The organism is Gemmatimonadota bacterium, from assembly GCA_009838845.1.
In the GTDB taxonomy this organism is placed as follows: domain Bacteria; phylum Latescibacterota; class UBA2968; order UBA2968; family UBA2968; genus VXRD01.
Map to the genome: position 1 here is coordinate 12391 of VXRD01000171.1, position 17870 is coordinate 30260.

17 protein-coding genes and 1 pseudogene (1 of these 18 running past the window's edge) are annotated in these 17870 nt (G+C 50.9%); 14 read left to right on the plus strand and 4 right to left on the minus strand.

Features of this window, described 5'->3' with window-relative positions; all coding sequences use genetic code 11:
• Positions 1–10 precede the first annotated feature (10 nt).
• The 14 genes from F4Y39_24630 (at position 11) to F4Y39_24695 (ending at position 12899) form a co-directional block, all read left to right on the plus strand.
• On the plus strand, positions 11–1402 hold the full coding sequence (locus F4Y39_24630; GenBank protein MYC16923.1) for a sulfatase: 1392 nt from the start codon (positions 11–13) through the stop codon (positions 1400–1402).
• 203 nt (positions 1403–1605) lie between these two features.
• Positions 1606–2148 (plus strand): hypothetical protein, encoded by a 543-nt coding sequence (locus F4Y39_24635; GenBank protein ID MYC16924.1) that lies wholly within the window; start codon positions 1606–1608, stop codon positions 2146–2148.
• Positions 2149–2151: 3 nt separating this feature from the next.
• Positions 2152–3021: a sugar phosphate isomerase/epimerase gene (locus tag F4Y39_24640; GenBank protein ID MYC16925.1), complete on the plus strand. Its 870-nt coding sequence runs from the start codon at positions 2152–2154 to the stop codon at positions 3019–3021.
• Between the two features lie 5 nt (positions 3022–3026).
• A complete protein-coding gene (gene argG, locus F4Y39_24645) occupies positions 3027–4265 on the plus strand; it encodes an argininosuccinate synthase (protein MYC16926.1) in 1239 nt (412 codons plus the stop codon).
• Between the two features lie 10 nt (positions 4266–4275).
• Positions 4276–5685 carry an argininosuccinate lyase gene (gene argH / locus F4Y39_24650; GenBank protein ID MYC16927.1) on the plus strand — a complete coding sequence of 470 codons (1410 nt, stop codon included), beginning with the start codon at positions 4276–4278 and terminating at the stop codon, positions 5683–5685.
• Entirely contained in the window at positions 5682–6320 is a 639-nt protein-coding gene (locus tag F4Y39_24655; GenBank protein ID MYC16928.1) for a hypothetical protein, read from the plus strand. Before argH ends, F4Y39_24655 begins: the two co-directional genes overlap by 4 nt.
• On the plus strand, positions 6313–7275 hold the full coding sequence (locus tag F4Y39_24660) for a hypothetical protein (protein MYC16929.1): 963 nt from the start codon (positions 6313–6315) through the stop codon (positions 7273–7275). Before F4Y39_24655 ends, F4Y39_24660 begins: the two co-directional genes overlap by 8 nt.
• Before the next feature lie 10 nt (positions 7276–7285).
• Positions 7286–7792, plus strand: a complete 507-nt coding sequence (locus tag F4Y39_24665) for a gamma carbonic anhydrase family protein (protein ID MYC16930.1) — start codon at positions 7286–7288, stop codon at positions 7790–7792.
• Positions 7793–7846: 54 nt separating this feature from the next.
• Positions 7847–8404, plus strand: coding sequence for a hypothetical protein (locus tag F4Y39_24670; GenBank protein ID MYC16931.1), 558 nt, complete (start codon positions 7847–7849; stop codon positions 8402–8404).
• A 191-nt stretch (positions 8405–8595) separates the two neighbouring features.
• Positions 8596–8850, plus strand: a complete 255-nt coding sequence (locus F4Y39_24675) for a hypothetical protein (protein ID MYC16932.1) — start codon at positions 8596–8598, stop codon at positions 8848–8850.
• A gap of 113 nt (positions 8851–8963) precedes the next feature.
• Positions 8964–10082, plus strand: a complete 1119-nt coding sequence (locus F4Y39_24680; protein MYC16933.1) for a hypothetical protein — start codon at positions 8964–8966, stop codon at positions 10080–10082.
• 50 nt (positions 10083–10132) lie between these two features.
• Positions 10133–10447, plus strand: coding sequence for a DUF4258 domain-containing protein (locus tag F4Y39_24685; protein MYC16934.1), 315 nt, complete (start codon positions 10133–10135; stop codon positions 10445–10447).
• Positions 10447–11595: a YgiT-type zinc finger protein gene (locus tag F4Y39_24690; protein ID MYC16935.1), complete on the plus strand. Its 1149-nt coding sequence runs from the start codon at positions 10447–10449 to the stop codon at positions 11593–11595. Before F4Y39_24685 ends, F4Y39_24690 begins: the two co-directional genes overlap by 1 nt.
• Positions 11596–11756: 161 nt before the next feature.
• Complete coding sequence (locus tag F4Y39_24695; protein MYC16936.1) at positions 11757–12899, plus strand: hypothetical protein; 1143 nt, start codon at positions 11757–11759, stop codon at positions 12897–12899.
• 154 nt (positions 12900–13053) lie between these two features.
• Here the strand turns inward: F4Y39_24695 and F4Y39_24700 are convergent, their stop codons facing one another.
• The 4 genes and pseudogenes from F4Y39_24700 to F4Y39_24715 form a co-directional block, all read right to left on the minus strand.
• Positions 13054–15492, minus strand: a complete 2439-nt coding sequence (locus tag F4Y39_24700; protein MYC16937.1) for a fibronectin type III domain-containing protein — start codon at positions 15490–15492, stop codon at positions 13054–13056.
• Complete coding sequence (locus F4Y39_24705) at positions 15489–17306, minus strand: hypothetical protein (GenBank protein MYC16938.1); 1818 nt, start codon at positions 17304–17306, stop codon at positions 15489–15491. The genes F4Y39_24700 and F4Y39_24705 overlap by 4 nt, the downstream gene beginning before the upstream one ends.
• A 1-nt stretch (position 17307) precedes the next feature.
• Positions 17308–17736, minus strand: a complete 429-nt coding sequence (locus tag F4Y39_24710; GenBank protein MYC16939.1) for a hypothetical protein — start codon at positions 17734–17736, stop codon at positions 17308–17310.
• Positions 17737–17747: 11 nt separating this feature from the next.
• Positions 17748–17870 (minus strand): annotated as a pseudogene (locus F4Y39_24715) (hypothetical protein); it runs 2751 nt beyond the window's last position.

A 17870-nucleotide genomic window follows, 5' to 3' on the forward strand; every position in this document is an offset into this window, starting at 1 on the left:
TAGAGGGCCCATGAAAAAAAACAAACCAAATGTATTATTCATTCTCGCAGACGATCTGGGCTGGCGCGATACGTCGTTATACGGCAGCGCATTTTGCAAAACCCCAAATATCGACGCCCTTGCCGAACGCGGCATGATGTTTACCAATGCGTACGCCGCCAACCCGTTGTGTTCCCCCACTCGCGCGAGCATCATGACGGGATTGTGGCCCGCGCGCGTTGGCATTACAACGCCGGGATGCCATCTGGACCACATTGTACTCGAATCCTTTTTGAGCGAAAAAGGACCGCCGCATAACAAAGCCCTGATCGCACAAAGCGTCACCCGCTTAAGCACGGAATACCAGACCCTATCCTCGGTATTTCGCGATGCGGGATACAAAACCGCGCACATTGGAAAATGGCACCTGGGCGCAGAGCCTTACAGCCCGTTTGAGCACGGATTCGACATCGACATCCCGCACACACCTGCCCCCAGCCCATTGGCCGATGGCTGGTTTGCGCCGTGGAAAGTCTATCCCAATAAGGGCGAACCGGGCGAGCACCTGGAAGATCGCATGGCACAAGAAGCCGTTGAATTTATTCGCGAAAACAAAGACACACCTTTTTATCTCCATTTCTGGCAATTTTCTGTACATTCCCCATGGCACGCCAAACAGGATGTAATAGAAAAATACGCGCAAAAAGTCGATATCGAAGATCCCCAGCACAATCCCGTCTATGCAGCCATGGTTGAAACAATGGACGACGCAGTAGGGCAATTAATGGGAACACTTGAAGAAGAAGGGATTTTAGACAATACCATCGTAATCTTCTTTTCGGACAATGGCGGAGTACACTGGAGCGCGACAGACAATGTCCATCCCGATTATATCGATGTACCTATCACGAGCAACGCGCCCCTGAGAGGCGGAAAGGCAAATACCTACGAAGGCGGCACCCGCGAACCGTTGATTGTCACGTGGCCCGGTCAGATTGAAGCGGGTATCCGCAACGATCAGGCAATCGTGCAAAGCATCGATTTCTTCCCCACACTGACCGAACTCTGCGGCCTCGAAGCACCTGCATCGGTTGACGGCATCAGTTTTGCCCGCGCGCTTCGCGGCGAAACCCTTGATCGAGACACCATCTTCTGTCACTTTCCGCACTATACGCCGGCAGCAGATGGCCTGCCATCGACTTATGTTCGCAAAGGCGATTGGAAACTCATCCGGTTCTATTGCGACAACGACGACCAGAGCGACCGTGTAGAACTTTACGACCTGACAGAAGACATTGGCGAAACGAATAATCTGGCGGACGAATATCCCGACCGCGTATCTGAATTGAATGACCTTATCGACCAATTCCTGACAGACACCGGCGCTGTGATACCCACGCCCAACCCCGCGTATCGGGAATAAATCTAAGAGACTGTTTTAAAACTCATTTTGCCCCTTCTCAGCGATGCGCTATTGCCCTGTCATTCTGAGCGGAGCGCAGCGGAGTCGAAGAATCTGCTACTAACACAGGTGGAACAGATGCTTCGGCTTCGCTCAGCATGACAAAACGCCGGACATCCGTAACATCAGGTATTAATTTTAAAACAGCTTCTAAGGAGGAACACATGACTATTCAATACAACGGAATCTTACGCGCACTCGTCGCCGCGATCATACTCGCCGCACTCAGCACGCTGGGCGATTTTTTGTGGGCGCACCACGGGATCAAACACCGCATGTTTGCCGGCATTCTTCACGGCGCGCTATTGTGTCTCTGTTTGGGTGCTGTTCTCGGCTATGGCGGCAAAACGACACAAACGATCCTGTTGGGCGCACTCGGTGGCCTCGTCCTTGGCATATTATCAGCTGGCGGATATTACCTCTTGCGCCCGTTCATTCGCGCTAACGCAATAGTCGTTGCGTGGATGGAACTGTGGATCCTTGCAGCCCTGCTCCACTGGTGGGTGAACACCATCTCCGAAAGCCTGAAACGCACATTGCTCCGGGGTATCCTGGCCGCCGTGACTTCCGGCCTCGCCTTCCTGGTTTTGGGCATCTGGACCCGTCACGCGCTCGGTGGGCCGCATTATGTCTATAAGTTGCTTTCCTGGACCATCGCCTTTTTACCTGGATTTCTCGCGCTATTTGTCACGCGGAAAACCGACTAACACCTGTGGAGGCCTCTTTTGGTCAAACTCGTATGTCTAACACTACCCTATGCAAACTATCCTCTCGAGCGAGGGATTGAAGGCGTTGCCCGCGCAGGATATTCCCATGTGGGCTTGGGCTGGTCACACGAAGGAGAAGATACGCTCGGTTTTGATCCCGATGGACCCCTTGTGCACCGCACAAAAACCCTGTGCGAACAAGCGGGTTTAACCCCTGTCGTAATCGGACTTGGATCCACCCCGGCAAGGGATAACGCGCGTTATCTTATGCGCAGAATTGATGTGTGTCGGGCACTCGGCGCCGAAACAATTCAGATGGGAGGTGCAGGCGGATATCGGCGTTTTCCCCATGAACCACTCGCCCCCAAAGTCTTTCGTGCTGCCCACGAAGCCTATGTCGCAGACCTGCAAGAAGCGGGCACCTATGCACAAAAACAAAATATTATCCTCGCACCCAAACCGCATACGGGCAATACCGCAACCGCAAAACATCTAGCCCGCTTATTGCCCGAAATTGATCGGCCCTCGGTGCGAGCCTGTTACGATCCGGGAAATGTCCATTATTACGAAGGCATATCTCCCGAAGACGATTTTCCCCATATTGCAGACCAAACCTGTAAAATAATCGCCAAAGACCACATTGGTCCCAAAGCAGAAAACAACTTCCCCATTCCCGGCGAAGGGGATATAGATTTTGAACGCATCTTTGCCACGGCATTAGAAGCGGGCTTTGATGGGCCAGTAGTGGTTGAGCGCGTAAATGGCACGGGTGGCACTTTTACGGCTGAAGAAATCGATATTCGCATCCGACACGCACGCGAGAATGTGATAGATTTACTGAATAGTGCAGGATTTTCTTTAGATGAAGGATGAAAACTATGACGCTTAATGAACTGCGCGAAAAAACAGTAGCACTTGCATCGTCGGGGGGATTGGACAGTTGCACCGTAACAAAATGGCTGGCTGACCGCGGCGTAAATGTCGTGAGTTTAACCGCCGATATTGGACAACCCGATGAGGAAAATATCGATGACATATCCAAACGCATGCTCGCCTGTGGTGCGCGTGAAGCCGTGCTGATCGATCTAAAAACCGATCTGGCAGAAGCGGGTATCGCGATGCTGATTGGACAAGCGCGTTACGAAGGTGGATATTGGAATACAACCGGCATCGCGCGATATGTCACCACGCGGGGATTATTGGAAGAAATGGACCGTCGCGATATCGACGTACTCGCGCACGGCGCAACCGGACGCGGCAACGACCAGGTGCGTTTTCAACTCGTCGCCAACATGCTCAAACCCAGCGTAACCGTATATGCCCCCTGGCGAGACCCCGCATTTCTCGACATATTTGGCGGGCGCAAAGAAATGATCGACTTTTGCAATGCATACAATTTGCCAATTACGGCCACGTATGAAAAACCCTATTCTACCGACGCCAACTTTTTGGGCTTAACACATGAGGCAGGCAAACTCGAATACCTCGATGTCGCAGCCGATTTTATTGAACCGGGCATGGGCGTATTTCCCGAACAAGCACCGGATAAACCCGAATCATTTAGCATCAGAATAGACGCGGGCCTCCCGGTGCAAATCAATGGTACGGATACCGATTCTGTAACCGCGATCCTGAAAGCCAATGAAATAGGCGGACGAAATGGCGTGGGCATTGGGATTCACACCGTGGAAAACCGCTTTGTCGGCATCAAATCGCGCGGCGTATATGAAAGCCCGGGACTTTGCCTGCTCGGCGCGTGTTACGAGTTCTTGCTCCAACAAGTTCTGGACCGGCGCGCGCGAAAATTTTACGATTCGATATCTTCATCCCTCGCCGAACAAATCTACCAGGGATATTACTGCGATCTATCCACTCAAATGATGCAGGGCGCGCTCGCGCCCGTGGCAAAATTATTGACGGGCACAATCACAGTCGCAGCATACAAAGGCACAGTATTATTTCAATCATCGGAAAATGTGCCGCACTCTCTCTATTCCGAAGAGACGGCCTCAATGGAAGACGTGGGCGACTACGACCACCGCGATTCCGAGGGCTTCCTAAACGTACTCGGCGTCGGCGCAAAAGCCCAACACGCAGCGGGACAAAGTGCTTTGTAGGTACAACACTATGAATAAATCATCGCAATCATCCGAAAAACTCTGGGGAGGGCGATTTGCGGGGTCGACTGAAAAACTAATGGAAAAATTCAATGCATCCATTGGTTTTGATCGGCGTCTGTACAAAATGGATATTGAAGGCAGCCGAGCGCACGCCCGCGCATTGGCCCGAATGGGTGTCTTGACAAAACAGGAACTGGAACAGGTCCTCAAAGGTCTAAATCGTGTGGAGCGTGAACTCGACGCGGGCACCTTGCCATTGACGGATGATCTGGAAGACATACACACCGCAGTGGAAAAGCGCTTGACGGAACTGGTCGGCGATGCCGGCGCAAAAATTCACACGGGACGCAGCCGCAACGATCAAGTCGCCCTGGACGAACGTCTGTTCTTGCGCGAAACAATCGCAAACACCCTCGCGCAAATCGAGCAGTTAATGGGCGTAGTATTAGACGTTGCCGAAGAACACCTCGATATCCTGATGCCGGGATATACGCACGTCCAACAGGCACAACCGATCCGATTTTCGCATTATGCCATGGCCCTGTTCTGGATGTTGGCGCGCGACCGCTCGCGGTTTGAAGACTGCTGGAAACGCGCCAATGCCATGCCCCTGGGGTCGGGCGCATTAGCGGGAAGTGCATATCCCGTTGACCGAGAATTTTTGCGCGAAGAACTGGGATTTGATCGCATCACTGAAAACAGCATCGATGCAGTCAGTGATCGCGATTATTTCCTCGAGTATTTGTCGGCGTCATCCATATTGATGGCACACTTGAGCCGATTTTGCGAAGATCTGATCATCTGGTCGTCTTCTGAATTTGGGTTTGTCGAACTGGACGACGCCTTCAGCACCGGATCGAGCATGATGCCGCAAAAAAAGAATCCCGATTCACTGGAATTGGTACGCGGCAAAACCGGACGCGTGTACGGCAACCTAATGTCTCTGCTCACCGCGATGAAAGGCGTATCGCTGGCTTATGCCAAAGACATGCAAGAAGACAAAGAACCCGTCTTTGACACCGCAGAGACCGTGCAGGTGTCCCTATCGGTCTTTGCAGGTGTATGGCAGACCATGAAAATCAAAGGCGAGCGGATGGCCGATGCCATAGATGGCACCATTTTAGCCACCGACCTGGCCGATTATCTCGTGCGAAAAGGTGTACCTTTTCGCCAATGTCACCGCATCGTTGGAGAACTGGTAAAAACCGCTCTGGCGCGCGGACAAAAATTAGAAGAATTGGACCTGCCGACATTGCGCGCGGCATCTGAGGTATTTGACACCGATGTGCAAGCCGTATTGTCCGCAGAAGCCAGTACAGCACAGCGCAATCTGGATGGCGGAACAGGACGCGACTCTGTTTTGAGGCAGATCGAAGCAGGACGGCGTTTGCTGACCGATGGAGAGGCGTCTGGATGAAGCGTTTTCACGAGCGGGATGTGCAGCGTTTTTACGATTTGCTTCAGCACAAGTCAGATTTGGGACTCACGCAACTCAATGTACTGGATGGCGAAAATCTGATCGGCGTGGGACTATTTGACAATGAAGACGATTTTGTCTCTGAGTGTTCGCGCTACAATACGTTGGGCCTTCTTCAAGCTGGCGTGAACCCCCGGTCATCGCATCTTTTAGAAAGCTATGGCGGGCTGCAAAATCGCATTCGCACGCTATTTAGCGACGTGGTATCCAAAGAGGATATTGCTTGTGTAACAGGTGTTGTCATATCGGAACCCGGGCAAATAACCGAAGCCGCACTGGCATATCAAAAAGATGTCTCCGTATTGGGAGATGGCGCGCTATTTTTCCCTATGGACAGGGAAATTTCGATAGAAAATGGACGGCCAAATCGCACGGCCAGACAAATTGCAGAATGGTTTTTGGGAGAGGCGACATTGTCCAGAATAGATCTGACCAGCATGGTTTCCGTGCCCGGTACATCAGACCCTGAAGGCACCTGGTTTCACCCCCGCCTGCAATTTCGCAAGTATCGCCCATATATTTTAGATGGCATTTCCGAGTCAATTTGTGGTGAACGAGGAGAATTTCATGATTAAAAAATCGGTTTCATTGATTACTGCGATGTGCTTTTTGCTTTTTTCGATTTGCCCTATTCCGGCAGCCGAAAGCAAAAAGGAAACGCAATACGAACGCGGGATTTACGAATTGGGAAATGATGGATGGGAGATTGTCGATGTGGGACATGTATCGGGCACGCGCATTGTGTTAAGCTCCCGGGTGGGGTCTCAAATCGATTTAGAAGAAAGCAATCGCTACGCTTTATTCCAGGGGGCAACCGTTTATACTCAAAAAATAGATCTTCCGATCTTGCATCTGGGCGTAGCGGGATTTCAATTTGCCGAGTTTATGAAGCAAGACAATGGCAAACTCGCCATTAAAATTCAATATCGATCAGGCCCTCGCATTGAAACGCGGCTGGTGAATGTGCAAAGTGAAAATGATCTGCGCCGCTTGAGAGAATACATCGAACATTTCGATGAAATCGTAAAAGGCGAATACACACTGACAGACTCCTCCAAAATAGACGAGACCTATCCGCAATATACCGAGGATGCCATTTCTTTTGAAGAACGCAGAGTGCGTTTTCGATTACAAACGCGCTTTCCCGGAATGGTCACCCTGAAGGATAAAAAACAAATCAAAGGCGAATTTTTGCCCGCCTATGAAGATGATAATATTTTGATCGAGACGGAATTGAACGTTCAAAAGGTCCCTGTAGATGAAATTCACAAAGTGCAATTCTTTGGGGAACGCGGCTCCGTGGCGATGGAACGGGCAATTGTACAGGGAATTGGTGGTGCTGCAATGGGTGCATTAACCGGAGCACTTGCCGCCTGGCAGACCAATGCCGACGTCAAAGAGACGACAATCTGGGCCGCAGCAATTTTTGGCATCTTTGGTTTTGTAAGCGGACTGGTAACAGGTGCCAGAGCCACGCAAAGTGGCAAGACCTTCACACTGGGACCTGTTGAGGGCGACAAGCGGAGATAACTCAATGACAATTTTGCCCTATAAGGACAAAACGCCTCAAATCGACCCGTCTGCTTATATCGCACCCGGTGCCGTAGTGATTGGCGATGTGGTAATCAGTGCCCGCGCGAGTATCTGGTTCAATGCCGTGATTCGAGGCGATGTTGAACCCATTGTAATCGGTGAAGGCACAAATATCCAGGATGGCACTGTCGTGCATACCGACCCGGGCTACCCCTGTAATGTCGGCAAAAATGTGACCGTAGGGCACAATGCGATCTTGCACGGTTGTCGAATAGAACAGGGCGTAACCATCGGAATGGGAGCAACCGTATTGACTGGCTCAGCAGTAGGTGAATCCGCGCTGGTGGCTGCCCACGCCCTGATATTGGAAGGGGCAGAGGTCGAGCCGCGCACACTCGTCGCCGGTGTGCCCGCCAAACCGCGCCGCACATTATCAGAAGACGAGATCGCGCGCTTGTTGAACAATACCAGAAGATACCAGAAACGGCGTCTGCTTTATATGGGTAAGAGGTAAGACGCGAGATACCAGCCCCTGTCCCCAGCTTTAATGCGCCTCAGGAGACCTGTTATGAAACGATGGCTTTTGTGTTTTGCACTGCTTGCGTTGTACACGGGATGTGGTTCATCCAATCCCGTGACACCCGCGCCTGAACCATCTGCTGAAAATACGTATGACCACGTCACCGTAGATGAAGCCGATGCCTATATCGCCGACATCGACCGGGTGTTTACATCTATTGAAGTCTTTTTTGTGGAATACGGCGGCGTAACCGCCGAAGTCACGAATGACCTGGTCACAGTCTATTGGTCGCGGCAATTTATAAGCAACATGATCGCGCGGATTCACGCCATTCAATCTACCTTGCACGGCATACGTCCTGAAAATCCGTACCTGCTCAAATTGCACATTGAGGAATTTGAAGCTGCTTTTGCAGACTATCTCGATGGAGCCACTTTTCTTCAGCAAAATCTCGATTTTATGACGCCAGAAGTTCTTGATGGTCTGAACAGGCGCATGGGAGCTGGCAATGTACACATCATTCGCCTGCAGATCTTCCTGCGCGACCTGATCGGCCTACCAGTGACTTTCGGCGGCGATTTCCCTAGAGATGGGCAGACTTTTTGAGATCAAAAACAAAGCATCCGCAGAAAAAAACGCGAGTAATTTGAGAGTTTTTCGCAGATGGACACAGATGAAAAGCCAAAAGCAATCTCAAAGGAGCCGTAGAATAGTGATTGTCATTGCGGTATGGTGTTGAGCCGCAATCCAGTGGCTGTTATTGAGACGAGGTAGAGTTGGCTGCAAAGGAGGAAAAAATGGAAACAATTACTCACGCTCACGTTCAAGAATTGGCTAACAAACTTCCAAAAACAAAATTGTCACTTGCCTTTCATTTTTTGCAAAACCTCGTTGACAATGACCAGGACACCATGCTTCAAGAGAATTTTGCGAGCCTCTCCATTGATGAACGTCGCCGAATTTTAGCACAACAAGCCAAACAGATGAAGAGTCACTACGAACAGACAAGGGCTGAACGAACCGAATGGCAATCAGGAGATTTTGGGCATTGATACACAAAGATTCGTTAAAAAAATTGGCGATACCTCTAAAGCGGTTATGAGATCAATTGCCAGCGCAATTGTGGCAATCATTGAGTAATGAGAAAAATAAGAGGGAGAGAATAGTGAACACAGTGCCTTTTGACAAACTGGGACCTGGGCAATCTGGAAGGTTCGCGTATCAAGTGCTCGGGCAGAATGGGCCAATTTTTAACCCGCAGAACATACGCTATTTACCGCTAGACAGTCCCGAGATACCCGTCAATGCTATGGGGATAGGTACATCGGGCCTATCTGCTGGCCTAGCCGGGGCCAATCTCATTGCTTCTATCTTGAACCTGGGAGTTTCTGTCTATATCGCACACAGAATTAACAGCCTTCACAAAAAAATGGACTATTTACAAGAAATAATGAATCGCATTGAACGTAAGATTGACTATATCATGACGAAAGTTGATCGCATAGACACACAGGTTGCTGAAAATAACTTGCGGCACTCATTAGAGCATGTGCTCAAAAGATCGGTGTCCCTTGAGGGCGTTGACCTGAACGTGCTTGCAACTCTCTGCCATGATTTTGACAAGTTTACGGATTCGTTGTCCTCGCCTCTCCTGCTCAACTTTGGTCTTCAGCTTTCCAGCGATATCCGTAATCAACTTCAACTGACCTACGAACTTGCTTATAATATTCGAAAGTTGGCTGCTCGAAGGTATAACATCTCTGTTGATGGAGACCCAGAACGCATTATTACTGTGGATCCTATCGGGAATTACTTTGGGATTTTTGGCGGAGACCTTGAGACTCTTGTTAAAACAACTATACTGCATCGCTCTGTTTTAGATAAAGAATTTGTTGAGGGGTTACTGGAATTCCTCCACGAGAACCGTAGCTACATGACATTCGGAGGGGTAAGCATAATTAAGGAAAATTTACGGAAGTTCCTCAGTAGTGAGATTGACTCATTTTATGAAATATTTACGGAATGGGTGTTCCTTGATGAATTTCTTCCAGAGGATATCTTTAAGAATGAAGCTCCTGAAGAGGTCGAACAAGGGCTATATGATCTCGGCTGCGCGTGGCTCTATAAAACCGATGCGGGATTATTATGGCGAACATGGATAGAATTGGATGGAATTGCCGATGGTTACGAAAATATTTTTTGGCCCAAATTGATAGAAGCTGAGCCGTGTGGATTTAACCAGATTGACGTTGCTTGCGAGGTTCCGCTACTTGAGAATGCCTGATGTTGCCTGGAAGAACCGCGCAAGGTTATGCTATAAATGGGGATGGGTGAATGGATGTTGGGAACATCATTCGAGCTATAGATTCTCAAAACTATCACATCACCAATCATGCAGATGAAGAAGCCGAGGATGATCAACTGGATATTGAAGAAATATGCCATTCCGTACACAATGGCGAAATTATCAAAGACTATCCAGAAGATCGACCACACTCGAGTTGCCTGATATATGGAAAAAATATAGCTGGAGAGCCAATCCACAGTGTTTGGGCCTACGACGAGGAAAATCAACGGGCAATCTTGATTACTGTTTATCGCCCAGACCCAACACGTTGGATCAATTGGCGCGAAAGGAGAACGGAGTGATGACGTCGTTTGACAAATGTCCGGTATGTGGTGGCGAGATTGTTGAAAAGAAAGTTGAGAAGATTTTGCGAGGCGGAAATCTTACAGAAATCGTGAAAGTTCAAGCCGAAGTTTGTCTTCGCTGTGGCGAACGCCTTTATGCCCCCGATGTCGTAAAACATTTCAAAAAGATCCGATCAAAACTTCAAAAAGAACAAATGGCAAGTAGGCAAAATACAGCGAGAGGTAGGCTTTTGGATAAGTTGGATTACGAGGTCTGGCTTCTCGATTTTTTGGAAAAACGCTATGATATGGCGATGGGCAAAGAGGACATTCCAGTGCTCGTGATCAGGAGTGGTGAACAACCTGATCTGTTAGATAGGATTTCGGAAGGGTGGGTTGGCAGCGGCGCGACCATTCTAGATGCCATGATGCCATTCACTTTTATTGCTTCCTTCAAGACCTTGGATATGATCTTTGAATGGGTACTTGAAGAGAATTGCAAATCGGGCAATATCCAAACGGTTCCCTGGCAGTTTGATGCCAAAGTGAAGTTGCTAAATAAAAATCTCAAACTGCCCTCGCTTTTCAAAAGCCAACCACATCTCTATACATATCCCAAAGCACTCTTTTGCCAACTGCTACCGTATCGCAATGAGGTCATTCACAAAAATAGCTTCTCTGTCTCCGGAGATATATTGACCCTTTCAAGTTCTAAGAAAGGAACTAGCCTGACTTTGAGTAGCAGACAGGTCGATTATCTCGTGCGTTTCGTACGTGCGCTTGTTCGCGCTTTGGCAAATGAGATCGCGATTGACGCTTATACGGATAAGATTATTCGACACTATCTGGATATCCTCGCGCCAGTGCATGGGTTGTCAGTCTTCAGTCAACAAATGCCGCGTTTCGTGCATGTCGAACTTGAGGCTCCCAAGTGCGGTGCTGCCTTCTCAGCAAATCTTAAGAAAATGCGCGATAAGGTTGTACATAAATTTTCAACCGATGTGATCTTTGACCTTACAGTGCTGGCGATGGAGGGCAAGAATCTCATTGCAAAATGGTATTTCGCGCCGGAAGAAGTACCAGATTTAGACTTGATGACTTTTTACGAGGAATCTCACAAGGCGCACCGAGTGGCACTTGGTGAATCACAGACAATACAGGCATAAGGGGGGCTGCCTATTAGTTTTGTGATATAATGAAGTGGAAAACTGGATTGCGGCTCAACACCATGCCGCAATGACAAAATTTTATACCGCGTATTTGGTGTCACTACCCTTGTCCATAATGACTGGACAATATATCAAAAAACTCTAACGGATTACTTCACATGAGCAATATCGCATATTTTAGATTATTGGGTTTATTAATCCTGCTGTGTTCTGTGGGACAGGCGGATGCCCTCTCGCAATTTGCATTATTGACGGCCAATCGATGTGTGAACTGTCACATCACCGCGCAGGGCGGGGCACAGCGAGACGAGTTGGGGCAGTATTCAATGGACGGCGTGGGATTGCTCGCGCCCAATTACGTCTTACCGGGCAAAACCGCTTATGCCGATGGCCTGGTACTCATGGGTGCGGATCTCCGAGGACAAATGGCGCGATCACATACATCGCCAGAAGCCGAGCGCAAAGTATTTCCGATGCAAGTCGCGCTATACAGTGTTGTCCGCCCCTCAAATGCCCTGAAAATCGAAGGCTCTTATAATTTTGGACCCGAAAAATACGCGGGACAGCGTGCGTGGACAGCATCGGCAATATATCAACCCAATTACAACTGGCCCGCATTGCGCGTGGGACATTTTCAACCAACCATAGGCATGCGGTATGACGACCACACCATGCTCGTGCGCCAAACGCCCGATGTTGTCGGAGCTACATCGCTAATTGCACCAAATTACGCAGAATACGGCGCAGAAGTACACTATTACAAAAAATTGTGGCTATCGCTAACCGCAGGCATTTATTCTGCCCGCGCACTCTCTGAAAACACCGTACAAGACGCCTCCTTGATCGAAGACCGCGACAAACCCTCATACCTGGGGCGTATCGTATTGTGGCCCAGATTGATCGAACAAAGAATGAATTTTTATCTGGGAGGATCGTGGCTCAAAAACGGCGACTTTTTGATGACAAATCTCTTTGCGGGCGTCGGACTGCAGGACAAGATCGCCCTCATGGCCGAATATGTCCTATCCGATAAGGAAGGTGTGCAAGAAGCAAAAACCGCTTCGCTTGATATCACCCTTCAAGCAATACCCGGACTGCTTTTGTTCGCGCGCGGGGAAACCGGCGAAGTAACGCATATCCGCACATCAGCGCGCGCTGTTGATCTGATAACACGACAGGCGGTATTTGGCATGCAAATTTTTCTCACACCCCAAATTGAACTGCGCCCCGAATATCGCATCCTCGACACAGAAACCTTCCGCTCATCGCGCTACGCGCTACAATTGCACGTGTTTTATTAGATAATAATACTTGCAATAATATAGGGCTGCGTGCAATAATCTGCGTGCAATAATTTGAGTGGGTGGGATAGAAAAAGCCCCCGATCGCGAAGATCAGGGGCTGATTTTTTTGTGAAATGTGGATACCCGGGCGCGTGTTGCGCGCACAACGAATTTATACAGTAGAGGTCTGTAGTAGTTCGCTCCATTCTGAGTCGAGGTATCCTGCGTGCTTTGCTTTGGCTCGGATGACGTAGTCAGTGGCTGGGGTGAGGTCTGTGAATCGGATAAAATCCTGGCCTGTTAATGTTGTGGTGTCACCGAAATTGGCGTTACTTTGCTCCCGGATTTGCAAGTCGTATTGTTGTGGGACGATGTTCGGGGTGGTCGATCTGGTAATATTTATTTCGAGTCTTGTTTGAAATCGCCGAAATACCGACAAAGACGGAGTGCCCAGTTGTCCGTTTGTCGTCGCGCTTTCCTGGTCCCATTCTGAGTCATTAAAACCGGGTGCGGTAGATTTTACCTGGAATATATAGGTGGTATCGAGCGGCAGCCTCCCAACAGTCACCGGGCTGGTCTGGTCGGCGGGGGTAATCCAGTTTTGGGATCCACTTTGCCGATATTGGAGCACATAGGCTGTCGCGCCGACCACATTGGTCCAAGTGGCGGTGATGCTGTTGTGGGTTTTGGACAGCATCAGTAAGGGGCTGGTCAGCGTGAAAAGATCGGATGTCACGAATAGTTGATTGTAGATTGTGGGATCGTTGCTCGTCTGTGGGGGCGTCACCACATTGTACAGGGGCATGTGGGAGGATGCGATTTCCGGATTCTCTGTTTGTTGGATTTCGGATGCCTGCTCGTGGATATAGAGGTAAAACGACTGTCCACGACCAACTATAGGGCCCAAAAAAGCGGGGATGTTGTAGGTGTCGCCCTGGCCGGTCAACGCTTCTCCGCCGATGACGGATGCGCGGTCTTTTGGGGAAGGGCTGGCAGGCTCGCCTGAAAAAAAGTGGATACGGGGCACCTGTGGACTCGCCGCAGTCTTGCTTGCGCGGTGTGCCTTGCGCTGTGCCAGCAATGCGCGGTCAGACTCTTTCGAGAGCTTCTGGATGATTTGGCCCTGTGATTTTGCCCGCTCAATGCCTCCCACCTCATAGGTCACTGTCCCGGCCAACAGATCCCCGGTCACCTGGACGACTTTCAAATCCCTTTCGCCTTCGTCCGGTGGCGTGATACGCAGCCATTCCGACACTTCATGGGGCGTGTCGGTGACTGTGGTGATGGTGTATGATAACCCGGCATGCTCGCGTGAGAGGAGATATGCAAGAGCCTCATCGTATAGCACATCTGCCATATCCCCCTCGACGAACCCAAAAAACTCCAACCCAGGAGCCACCAATGCCGCATCAAAATAAAACGTCGTATCCCCAACGCCATAGATGCGATATTCCTGCATAGTCTCCGAGAACAGGATACCCAGACGCGTGATGGTGTGCTCGTTGCCCGGCGAGTAATCTGCATGGCTGATAATATTGTGCGCGCTCCGCTTTCCGTCGCGCACTTCGACTCGTATTTGGCTGCCCGCCGCCATTGATTCAATGAAAATATTAGACCACCTGATGGAAGCATCCAGTGTACCCATGTAGCACTGAGACACGCCCTGCGGTGAGTCTCCAGACGTAACAATTTTTTGCGAGGCGTGACCGTAATGGATGTATCGCCCATCGGTGTTTTGGGATAGCACCGCCGCCCCGATCTTCTGCCAGCCTTCGCAAAGCCCACCTTGGTAATCGCCAGACAAGGCTGGGCTTTCTATGAGATTCTTCCAGTCAACGAGATCTGTATTTTTGTACACGCCTATGATGTGATTGTCCGGTGTGTACGATGGCGCGTCAATATATGCCTGTCCGTGTGCGGAATCCTCCAGCGTTAGCGGTGGATCCCCGCCCCCTACTGCATAGATTCGGGTGATACGCTCGCGGCGGTCATCCCTGCGCGCAACGCTGCTCATCTCGGGAGAGGTGATGGCCCCTGAAATGAGTCGGTAGTCGATGGGGGTAAAGACGAGCGTTTTGTCTGTGGCACTCTGTTCGCGAAAAGTGAGGTGGTGGCCTGTTTTCTCGGCGACATCACGCAGGATCTGTAACGGGGGGGTGTAGATATTTATGTCTATATATCCGAGCGTGGCATTGGCTGGGGCCTGGACCTCAAATGCGTGGTCAGCACCAGCACCTGAGAGTATGGCTTGGGCGAACGTGTTTAAAGAAATGTTGGAGAATGACACATGGCGAGGGTAGGTGTACCTGTCCAGGAGGTCGATCCATATTCGGTGGCCTGAAAAACGCGCAAGTGGCTCTCCCGGATTCGACAGGGGCGTGCGCGATACATATGTTCTGTACTTTCCGGATGACATCCTGATCTGTGCGATGAGCCTTTCTGGCAGCACGTTTGGCAGCACCCGTGCATCGTATTGGATGTTGCACATATCTGGTCCATCAATGGTTTCGTTGTACGTGCACTGACTGACGTGCGAGACCTCACCCCTGCGATTGTAGATCACAGCAAGGCTGGTGCCATCGTGGTCAAGGAGTTTGATTTCGTCGATCATGGGTGTCGCTCTCGATACGAGACTGTCACACCTACACCAGCACCGTCGGCGTGGCGCAGAAATTTAACCTGACATGACAGGTCGGTGTGATGCGGGAGGCCCCGGCCAGTCAGGCCAGATGCCTTGATGGGCAAGTAGCGGTACTGGCCGACCGCTCCGACGGCAACAACTCGTGCTGCGACATAGACCTCGCCACCATCCGTTTTCAGCTCAAAAACGTCATCCACCATTACGTTGCCCAACGCAGTGCCGTCACTACCTACCCCCACTTGCAATATTTTATCTGCCCCGCTTATTGTGTTATTTGCCTGTGTGATGCTGCATTCCGTGGCAACGGATGTTGCCCCACTGACCAGCGTTCTCGATAGGGAGCTTTGTTGTTGTGGGGAGGTGTAGTCTATGATGAGCAAGTTATTTCTTGGCTGTAGCGGCGAAAACTCGGTCTCGGAGTCTGGCGTGATAGGGTCCCCTGAACTGCTGTGGCCGATGTGCTCCTCGGTATCGAATGTGATGGTGGTATCCGGAATATCGGGAATGCTTATTTGCCCCTTGGCTGATGTGCCGAATCGCCGCGCGGGATCCGCCACAAGGGCTGTCTCCTGATCACTCGACAGGGAGAACGGAAAGATCCGGAATGCATGGAGATCCATATTGCACTGTATTGCGGTGTTGGTGCGCCTGCGACCTATCAGGATATCGCCGCTTTTTACGTTGGAGTTTAGCGTGTTGCCGACCCCTGTGCCTGCTGGTCGCCAGTTGTGCGATATAAGGTTTGCGCGGATATCTTGGCCGTAATATACGCACAGGATCGCAGTTTCGCCCTGCTGGAGAATGGGGCCGCCAGTCGACTCTCTGTAGGTGCTGCCAGCTCTGCTAAACGTGAGCGCGATATTGCCGGCCGCATTGTTTCGGTCAATGAGGATTTGCAGGGCACTGCCCCCACTGCCGTCATTGATCTCAAACAATGGCCAGGGGGCAGCGGGTGGAATCGGCAGGGCATTGCTGTGCACGTTTAGGGCGAATGCCATAAACACACACATATGGCGATAGAATGGATATCCCGCCGAGATGGTGTAATCAAGCAGGCCAGTGGCTCGCAGTGGGATATACATATCATCTGTGAGGTCGGATGGGGACAGGTCTTGTGCGAGAGTGGCAGGGCTTACAGTTTCCGGTGCTTGGCGCGACAGCATAACTTCGGCCGTTAGGCCAGGCTTGGGGATGAGCCGAAAAACCTCTCGGAGATTTGTGATCCCTACCTGATAGCCCACATTTTTGGCGGTCAGCTTGTAGGGTGTGGGGCCTTTGCCGCCGACGGAGAATCGGGCGGTGTTATTTGCAGGGGTATATGTCCCGGCCTCTCTGTGCAGGGTAGTGCTTTGGCGAAATGGCGGGTTGGCGAGCAATTTGAACGAAAAATCGCACGTTTTGTGGGTCGTCTTGGCGTGGTGAAATACGCACTCCCCATCGTATGTGCAGAGGTAATATGTGGACGGGTAGAGCGGGTCGATGAGTTTTAGCATCCCCACCCCTGCACGCGCAGATGATAGGGTTTCGCGCAAATATGCCTGGTTTTGGAGGAGGTCTGCCCGGCTATCGGCAGTCATTTGGCCGGATACAGTGAGGGGGATGGGCGAGTAGTATTCGGTGGCCTGTATCGCCCCAGAGCCTGCTGCGCGCGCGTATCGGCGCGGCAGAATAGGAGGCATGCTGCGCGGAGTGATGGCATGGATGAGTACGCCGAGATCGTGCAGGTCGGTGCTGTCTATAACTGCATGGCTGGGCGCACCTGATAGAATTGAAGGGCGCGGCATATCACTCTACTCCATAGCCTTGTGACTCGCGCCAGTCGGTCAGGCCGCTGCCGCCCAGATCGCCAAAATTGATGGGCCCCGACGGGATGTTGATGCGCACGATGCCACCGCCTTCGCTCGCACTCGCAACCGCCTGGGCAATCGCCTCGGCGAATACCGAGGCAATTTCATCCTGCGGAGGCATCTGCACGGTAATGACTGGTGGCTCTTCGATTTCGATGGGTGGTATCTCGCCCGCGAGGATGGATTGAAGGGTTGTGAGCTCTTCGGGGGTGATGACACCGTCGCGCACAATATCCTGTATCGCAGTCTTGGCAGCATCCGGCAACAGGTCATAATTTTGCAGGCCCGCCAAAACTTGTAGCTCAGCATACGTGAGTATCTGGTCTTTGGTGAGCGCATCGATGACCGCTTGCTGGGTAGGCGTCAAGAGGCTGTAATTCAGGAGACCATTGAGCGCGTCGATCTCGTCTTGAGTGAGGACCTGGTCAGCGAGAAAATTGTCGATGACCGCCTTGATGTCCGGGGGTAGAAGGTCATAATTGGCGAGGTTCTCCAGCACTT

Bases quoted from the DNA above. Each gene is read 5' to 3' on its own strand.
- F4Y39_24660 (MYC16929.1), top strand. From the start codon at position 6,313: ATGATTAAAAAATCGGTTTCATTGATTACTGCGATGTGCTTTTTGCTT.
- F4Y39_24635 (MYC16924.1), top strand. From the start codon at position 1,606: ATGACTATTCAATACAACGGAATCTTACGCGCACTCGTCGCCGCGATC.
- F4Y39_24630 (MYC16923.1), top strand. From the start codon at position 11: ATGAAAAAAAACAAACCAAATGTATTATTCATTCTCGCAGACGATCTG.
- F4Y39_24705 (MYC16938.1), bottom strand. From the start codon at position 17,306: ATGCCGCGCCCTTCAATTCTATCAGGTGCGCCCAGCCATGCAGTTATA.
- F4Y39_24690 (MYC16935.1), top strand. From the start codon at position 10,447: ATGACGTCGTTTGACAAATGTCCGGTATGTGGTGGCGAGATTGTTGAA.
- F4Y39_24695 (MYC16936.1), top strand. From the start codon at position 11,757: ATGAGCAATATCGCATATTTTAGATTATTGGGTTTATTAATCCTGCTG.
- F4Y39_24700 (MYC16937.1), bottom strand. From the start codon at position 15,492: ATGATCGACGAAATCAAACTCCTTGACCACGATGGCACCAGCCTTGCT.
- F4Y39_24675 (MYC16932.1), top strand. From the start codon at position 8,596: ATGGAAACAATTACTCACGCTCACGTTCAAGAATTGGCTAACAAACTT.
- F4Y39_24670 (MYC16931.1), top strand. From the start codon at position 7,847: ATGAAACGATGGCTTTTGTGTTTTGCACTGCTTGCGTTGTACACGGGA.
- argH (MYC16927.1), top strand. From the start codon at position 4,276: ATGAATAAATCATCGCAATCATCCGAAAAACTCTGGGGAGGGCGATTT.
- argG (MYC16926.1), top strand. From the start codon at position 3,027: ATGACGCTTAATGAACTGCGCGAAAAAACAGTAGCACTTGCATCGTCG.
- F4Y39_24655 (MYC16928.1), top strand. From the start codon at position 5,682: ATGAAGCGTTTTCACGAGCGGGATGTGCAGCGTTTTTACGATTTGCTT.
- F4Y39_24685 (MYC16934.1), top strand. From the start codon at position 10,133: ATGGATGTTGGGAACATCATTCGAGCTATAGATTCTCAAAACTATCAC.